The 1,441-nt window shown below is 70.0% G+C and carries 2 protein-coding genes; one reads left to right on the top strand and one right to left on the bottom strand.

What is annotated here, in order from left to right; genetic code table 11:
• On the bottom strand, window positions 1–716 hold a 716-nt coding region (locus tag ABZ078_RS44400; RefSeq protein ID WP_356584398.1), incomplete at its 3' end, for an ornithine cyclodeaminase family protein.
• 131 nt (window positions 717–847) lie between these two features.
• On the opposite strand from ABZ078_RS44400, the gene ABZ078_RS44395 reads away from it, so the two are divergent.
• A partial coding sequence (locus ABZ078_RS44395) for a GntR family transcriptional regulator (RefSeq protein WP_356584396.1) occupies window positions 848–1,441 on the top strand: 594 nt, incomplete at its 3' end.

Below are 1,441 nucleotides of genomic sequence, written 5' to 3'. Positions count from 1 at the left end.
TCGTCGATGACGACGGTGCTGCCCGCGAGCAGTTCGTCGGGCAGCTCGCGCATGGTGGGGCGGTAGGCGCCGATGGCGTTGACGTGCACCTGCGCGGGCAGAGCCGATTCCGGGAAGAGCGGGCTGGTGGCGTTGGTCGCGCAGCAGACGATCTCGGCCCCCGCCACGGCGGACGCCGTGTCGGTCGCGGTCAGCAACTCCACCCCGGCCAACTCGGGCTCCAGCGTCTCGAGGAGAGCCTGAGAGCGCCGCGGGTCGGTGTCCACGACCGTGAGCTGCCGCAACGGCCGGACGGCGTGGACGGCGCGCACCTGGTCGGGGCCCTGTCCGCCGGCGCCGATCAGGGTCAGCCGGCCGGCCTCGGGTGCGGCCAGGAGGTCGGTGGCGACACCGACCGCCGCGCCGGTGCGCAGGGTCGTCACCGCGCCGGCGTCGGCGACCAGGTGGTCGAGGTGGCCGGTCTCGCTCCAGACCACGGTGCCCGTGATGGCCGGCTGGCGCTCGAAGTTCAGGCTCAGCGTCTTGATCATGGCGGACGAGGTCGGCCGGTGATGGGCGGACATCACCAGGAACTGTCCGTCCCGCAGCACGGTGCGGGTGGGGTTCTCGAACGCTCCGTCGGCGAGGTCGACGAAACCGCGGCGTACGGCGTCGATCGCCTCGCGCATGGTCACGGCCTCACGGATCTCGCGCGCTCCGATGGTGATGGTCGTCATGGGCGGCATCCTGCTTCGTCGTCGGGCCTTCCACCGAGCACGGAAGGAAGAATCAGTAAGGTATTACACCTTACGCCTGGCGGGCAAGGGTTCTGGTCCCGGACCCGTCTCTTCCGTGTTATGCATAAGGCGTGACCATTTCGCACCCGTCGGCAGGCCCTGCCCGCAGCCCTCAGCTCAAGTCCGTCAGCCTCCGGGAGCAGGCCCGGGAGGCGGTACGCACCCAGATCGTGCTCGGGCAGATCGAGCCGGGGCAGGTGGAGAGCGTCATCAACGTGGCGGCGGCGCTCGGTGTCTCGGTGACGCCGGTCCGGGAAGCGATCATGGACCTGGCCAACCTCGGCATGGTCGAGATCATCCGCAACCGCGGGTTCCGGGTGCCGGTGCTCACCGACCACGACCTCGACGAGATCTTCCGGATCCGCACCATGCTCGAGGCGCCGGCCATGGCCGATGTCGTGGAGGCGCTCGACGGGGCGTCCGTGCCGCAGTTCCGGCGGCTGGCCGAGGAGATCACGGATGCCGCGCGTGAGGGCGACCTGACCGCGTTCCTCGACCTGGACCGGCAGTTCCACCTCGGTCTGCTCGAACTGCTGGGCAACCGTCGCCTGGTGGCGATGGTCGGCCAGTTGCGTGACCAGGCCCGGATGCAGGGTCTGCAGAAGCTGGCGGACCAGGGTGAGCTGACCCAGTCCGGCGAGGAGCACATCGCCATCGTGGACGCC

The sequence above is a fragment of the Streptomyces sp. NPDC006385 genome (assembly GCF_040612485.1).
Classification (GTDB): Bacteria; Actinomycetota; Actinomycetes; order Streptomycetales; family Streptomycetaceae; genus Streptomyces.
The sequence above is the reverse complement of the archived record's forward strand: the minus strand, read 5'-3'. Positions and strand labels throughout refer to the sequence as shown.